The organism is Cellvibrio sp. (genome assembly GCF_053579595.1).
This window is the reverse complement of sequence record NZ_JBRFPI010000293.1, coordinates 1-5,779: the sequence shown is the minus strand read 5'-3', so window position 1 is coordinate 5,779 and position 5,779 is coordinate 1. Positions and strand designations below refer to the sequence as shown.

The window sequence follows — 5,779 nt, the reverse complement described above, 5'->3', positions numbered from 1 at the left end:
TGCTGGGACCTATATCAGCCCGGCTAAGTACAATGGCCAGTGCTCCAGCTGCGGGAGTATCATGTTGTCCAATCAACTTGATAAGTTGTAAGTAATCCGGTTTTGAAACAATGAGGGAATTTTCTTTTTTTGTGCGCACGGCGTTCTCCAAAAAATAAAGTATATGCACGCCAGAAGTAATCTGGCGTGAAAGAATCAGTGTTTAAGTGGTTTTGATGGTCGGGCGATTAAGCAATAAAAAGCTTAATCGCCACAAACGACAAAGGCGCGAATGGAATTGCATTCCTGAGCGCGAGGTGGCGTAATATGGTGAGAAATATTTTTGCAGTTGGTCATGACTAAACCATAGCACTTCGCTTGTTTGACTTGCAAGCCCATTGTTGGGCGATGTTTAATGTAAGTGTAAAAATTAATGTGGGGGCGGTAATGAATACTCAACAACCCAAACCGATTTTTCTGAAGCCCGGCGAAGGGCGCGTCTATCCTATGGGTAGGATCTCCGCGCTATTCAAAGCGGATGGTGAAGAAACTGCCGGACGCTATTCCATTTCCGAGTGGTGGTTAGAGCCCCATACTCAAGGACCGGGAGCACACAGGCATGATGAAGATGATATTTTTTACGTTATCGAAGGTGTAATGAGTTTTCTGATGGGTGATGAGTGGACTCATGCCGGGCAAGGTTCCTTTGTTTTAATTCCAGGCGGTGTGACACACGATTTTGAAAATCGCAGCGATGCAAAAGCAGGCGTGCTTAATTTTTCTGTGCCGGGTAATTTTGAGCAAGCAATGCCAGATATTGTGGCTTGGTTTAAAGAGCATCCTGCTGGAGATACTGTGCGAGTTACAAACTCCTGTTCACTTTAACGATAAGGAAGATCGCATGGAGTTAGTTGTCCGAAAAATTCAAGCGGCAGATGATTTGGTTAAATTAACAGAATTAATTCATGCTGCTTATGCCCCTCACGCTGAGTCGGGTCTTAGATACTGTGGAACACACCAAACGGTCGAAGACACCGCTAAGCGTCTGGACATGGGAATATGTTTGGTTGCATTCTTAAATGGAGAGTGTGTCGGCACTGGGCTTTTTCGTTGGCCACAGCCTGAGTCACCTGTCGCGCTCTATAGAGATCCGACTGTTTGGACTTTGGCACAATTTTGTGTTTCACCTAAGTATAAAGGCCGTGGGATTGGCAAACAAATTCATACGCAGGGTTTGGAATTATTAAAGGAAAAAGGTATCTCAAAAATTGCATTAGATACGGCAGAGCCAGCAAAAAATCTTATAAAGATGTATGAGTCATGGGGGTACGAAGTGGTGGGTACTTGTGATTGGAGACCATTTACGAATTACAGCAGTATTGTCATGGCAATGAGTTTTTAATAGTGCAAAACACTCATCTCCAATTTTAATTGTCCCATCGCGGGCGCATTGTCAATCCGTTATTTTTATTCCAATAGAATTGTATTCGGTCAATAAAAAACGGCAGCCGAAGCTGCCGTTTTTCATTTCACATCAAACCAATTATTTTTTATTGACAGCTACGTACCAGTGTCCAGGCATTGGTCCATGCCCAGCCGGTGCCTGGTGCATAGGCGCCACCTTGTGAGCACCAACCGCCCACGGTGCATTGATACTCATTGCCAGCATTAACGACTTTGGCGCCGGTTGCGTAGGTAGCCCCGTTCACGTATGCAGGGGATGTGCAGTTACCGGTTGATACGGAAGAGGCAACTGATGAGCGCGAGCTGCTGGCCACAACAGCGGACGACACGCTGGAGGTGCCGCCTTCGCTACAAGCACCCAGATCCAACCAGTAGTTGTATTGGCCAGAGGTGAGTGCCGGGTCGTTACCCTGTGTCCAATAGTTTGCTTGATAGCGTTTGCTGTTGTGTTGCACTTGTTGTGGTTTGTTGTAGACGGTTGCAGCATTCCAGGTGGGCAAGCCTGCACAGGTATTGTTGGAAATACTGGAGGTAGTTCCAGTTGATGAACTGGTTACCGCAACAGACGATGGTGCGGATGATGAGGCTACAGGGACGGAGCTGTTAGAGGTGCCGTACACAACATCAATACATTGATAGAAGGCTTCCGGTGCATCTGTTACCGGATCGCGCTGCCAAATGCTGTACACAATATGGCGACCAGTGCGTGGCGGCAGATTAACCATGTGTGTCGATGTGGCTTCGCGATCGGCTGGGCCTGATTGATGGATTTGTTCCAGGTCAGACCATTTCAACGGAGTTGTCGCCGGGTTAAAACCTTGCTTGGTAATGTAGTAACGGAAGTATTTGGTCTTATGTTGTGCGGTGTTGGTCCATACAAATGCGCGTGTGCCTGCGCTGACGGTGGTTGCACCCCAATCGCCGCGGGCGAGGTTTAATCCGTTCATGCTGCCAATATTTGCGCTACAGAGTTTGCCGTCGGGAATCAGGCCTTGGTGATTGTCATTAGCGCCACCAATACCGATGGATTGGGGTTCATATTGGCTCGAATTACCTGCCGCCGCAGCTGCTTGGCACGCGGGAGAGCTGCCGCCACCTTGTGCAGATGTACACAGGAACGCACGGCTTTTGGGGCTGGAAACATAACCGTGGGCGCTGGCTTCAATAGCGCCGAGCAAGGTTGCTGCTCCCAGCACCGCCGACAAACTAAAAGTATTAAACGCTTTAATACATGAAACAGCGGGTTGATTATTGATTATTTTCACTTTCAATCTCCATCTCTGATCAAGGTTGTTGGAATTGTTCAAAAACGAATAAATGTTTTTGAGCGAATAAAAATGCACTGCGTATGCTGCGATTCAAATTTCTATTCGGAGGTCGAGTCTACGGCTCTTGCAACAAAATTCCAGTACGACTTTTCGCCAATGTGGTGTTTTTGCGTTCGACTTTACGCTGGAGAATAACGCACAGGTATGAAGGGTGATTGAGGCGTCAAGCGCCCTTGAGCAAATCCACATTTGTGTGGGTTGCAGATAAATGCGGGCAGTGGTGGTGAGATTAAAATTGCCAAGTCAATTTGGCGAAAATGCTGCGTTCAATTTCTCCTGCATTAATATTATCGGCTTTGTTGAACTCGCGGTGACTGCTGTCCGTCAGGTTTTGTCCGGTGATATTAAAACGCAGGGTTTTGCTGAGCTGGGTGCCGAGATTAATATCGAGGCGCAGGTAGCTGCCCACTTTGCTTGCAGGTAATTCATCGACATAAGTAGCGGTAGTATCCAGGGTCCAGCTGTGGTTAATATTCCAGAAGATTTTTAATCCTGCCTGATGCTCGGGTGCTAATTTTTCTGCTTCTTCTTGTGCCGGATCAAGCGCGTTGAGCGACAGCTGTAAGTAGCTGTAATTGAGCGCGATTTTTAAATTGGGATTAACCGCCCAATTGATTGCTGTTTCAATCCCCTCTGATGTTCCCCGCATGTTATTGGTAAAGATAAAGGGAATAAAAAGATGGGGCGGATCAATTCCATTGTTTACTAGCCGCACATTTTCCGGGTCGGCCATGGTTGTGCTGAGCGAGTCATAATCATTGTAAAACGCGGCTAAATCGACCGATACCGTGGGCGCTAATTGTTGGCGATAACCCAATTCGTAAGCCATGAGTTTTTCTGATTTGAAATTGTCATTGGGGACAAAAGCGGCGCGTACATTGGCCGCAGTGGCGAGTGTGCTGGTTACGTCTTCTTCGAGCGGTGTTGGGGTGCGCACTGCGCGGGATACCGAAGCCCAGAGCGTTTGGTGTTGATTGGGTTGCCATTGCAAGCGCGCATTGGGTTGGAATTCAAAACCAGAGAATTCATTGTGTTCAAATTTAGCGCCCAAGGTTAAAAACCAGGTTTCCGGTGCGAGCGTAATTTTATCTTGCACAAAAGCGCTATAGAGGCTGTTGTGGCGTTGCTGTGGAGTGAAGGCAGTATTGTTATCACCTTGTTCGTTGTCGGTGAGATAACGATATCCGGCGCCAACAATAATGTCGTGTGCTGACAGGGGCGCAAGATTGTATTGAGTATCCACATCGTAAGTGATGCGGTCATCAATAAAATTTAAGGGCTCGTCGCGTTTGGCCCAATCGATATACGTTTGTATGCTCAACTGTGAGCCATCGTGATGTTTGTCGGTCCAACGTCCTAAAAGATTGATCCCCTCGTAGCGAATAATTTGTTGTTTGACGGGCATGTAAGGCGCGATTAACGAAAAGTGCGGACGCTGTTGTTCGGTGTCGGTGCGATAGGCATCGCCTTGCAGGGTAAATTCATCGCTCCAGTCAGCGCGGAAACCAGTGCGGAATCCATCCCATTCATCGTAGGTGTCTTGTTGTTTATTGCTGCCAGCAGCAGGGGGTGCGCGCGATGCGTCCTGTTTGAATGCATTGGCATAAACACGATAGGAGCCATTGCTGCCGAAGCTGCCGCCCTGGCGTGTGCTCAACGCTCCCTTTTCTTCATTGCCGTAGATTGCGCTGGTGAGATTGCCTTGGGTATCGCGGGTGTGTTTAGTGATGATATTGATTACGCCATTGACGGCGTTGGCGCCCCACAATGTTCCGCCCGGACCACGCACAACCTCGATCCGTTCAACATCTTCCAGCATCAGGTTGTGCGCTTCCCAGAGCGCACCGCCAAACACCGGGTTGTATATCGTGCGTCCATCGATGAGCACCAGTAATTTGTTCGCAAGGCCGTTATTAAAACCACGGATACTGATTGCCCAACTATTGGAATCGGTACGCGCGACTTGCACGCCGGGCACCATGCGCAGTGCGTCGGGAATAGTGGTCACGCCGGAGCGGATAATGTCTTCGCTGGTTACCACATAAACTGCGGCGGCTGCGTCCGCAACAGCTTCTGCTTTTTTAGAGGCGCTATGTACTTTGACTTCCAATAGCTGTTCAAGCGTGAGTTCAAAATAATCAACCGCAGCGAGTGCTAGGGAATCCGGGGCAAGGAGCATTGCACCCAGCATAGCGGTGCGAGACAAAGTATCGCGCATCAATCGGTCTGTGGGCATTGGCTTATCCTTTGACTGCCAGTGTTGGTATCCAACCTGTCTTGCAAATAGGTGAAGCGATAGGGGCGTTGTTTTGCTGTAGAGGATAGGATAGTCCACTGGCTTCAGACCCACCGACGCATTTTCCCCGGATCGAGACGATGATCACCATTAGTCATTCAAGTGAGTTATTAGGCGACATATTGAGCATCGGTGTGTATCTGGTTGTGGTGTATTTCAGGCCGCCCACGAATTGAACATCCCTCCTAGGGGCAGAGCCAATGGGGGCTGGCGGTTATTACCAAAGGTTCATGCACAGAGTTATTCACAGCTTTTGTGGATAAAAGCGATTTTGTCGCAATTGGAAAGGCTTGTTGACGGAAATGTGGGGACGCGCTGTGGCGATTGCTGCCGATGGGCATAGTATTTGCTGATGTCCTTGGGGTATCAGGAAATAAAGCGTCGCTGTGTTCTTATTTCCGGGCAGGGTTAGTGGCTGATGCTGGTGCCAGTGGTTTTTAGCGGACTCGCACTGTGGAAATCGCATTTTTAGCTCCTCCAGGTGTAAATTCCGTGCATTTTATGTACTTGGTGTGCCCGCTCTTGTTTGGTGCGCTTGCATCGCAGCCTGCACCTTTGTAATCTGCGCGGCCGCGAAAAAGTCCGAATAATTCTATAATGCGAGTTTTTATCATTAGGTAGGCTATTCCTGTTGCCATTTTCTACCCATAAAAGGGGGGATGGCGTAGAATGCCGCCCGCTTTTGGTGATTCGCTTGTGCGTTTTTTAATCC

Annotated in this window: 4 protein-coding genes; 2 read left to right on the top strand and 2 right to left on the bottom strand. The window is 48.5% G+C overall.

All coding sequences use genetic code 11. From position 1 onward, the window contains the following. The first annotated feature begins 426 nt into the window (after nt 1-426). Together ACWA6V_RS15975 and ACWA6V_RS15970 are read left to right on the top strand one after the other, a co-directional pair. Entirely contained in the window at nt 427-864 is a 438-nt protein-coding gene (locus tag ACWA6V_RS15975; protein WP_449523422.1) for a cupin domain-containing protein, read from the top strand. 16 nt (nt 865-880) lie between these two features. Further along, a complete protein-coding gene (locus ACWA6V_RS15970) occupies nt 881-1,381 on the top strand; it encodes a GNAT family N-acetyltransferase (protein ID WP_449523421.1) in 501 nt (166 codons plus the stop codon). Nucleotides 1,382-1,529: 148 nt separating this feature from the next. Here ACWA6V_RS15970 and ACWA6V_RS15965 read toward each other — a convergent pair whose 3' ends face one another. Together ACWA6V_RS15965 and ACWA6V_RS15960 are read right to left on the bottom strand one after the other, a co-directional pair. Next, nucleotides 1,530-2,708, bottom strand: coding sequence for a lytic polysaccharide monooxygenase auxiliary activity family 9 protein (locus tag ACWA6V_RS15965; protein ID WP_449523420.1), 1,179 nt, complete (start codon nt 2,706-2,708; stop codon nt 1,530-1,532). Between the two features lie 292 nt (nt 2,709-3,000). After that, nucleotides 3,001-5,007: a TonB-dependent receptor plug domain-containing protein gene (locus ACWA6V_RS15960; RefSeq protein ID WP_449523419.1), complete on the bottom strand. Its 2,007-nt coding sequence runs from the start codon at nt 5,005-5,007 to the stop codon at nt 3,001-3,003. Between the last annotated feature and the right edge of the window lie 772 nt (nt 5,008-5,779).

Bases quoted from the DNA above. Each gene is read 5' to 3' on its own strand.
- ACWA6V_RS15975 (WP_449523422.1), top strand. From the start codon at position 427: ATGAATACTCAACAACCCAAACCGATTTTTCTGAAGCCCGGCGAAGGG.
- ACWA6V_RS15970 (WP_449523421.1), top strand. From the start codon at position 881: ATGGAGTTAGTTGTCCGAAAAATTCAAGCGGCAGATGATTTGGTTAAA.
- ACWA6V_RS15960 (WP_449523419.1), bottom strand. From the start codon at position 5,007: ATGCCCACAGACCGATTGATGCGCGATACTTTGTCTCGCACCGCTATG.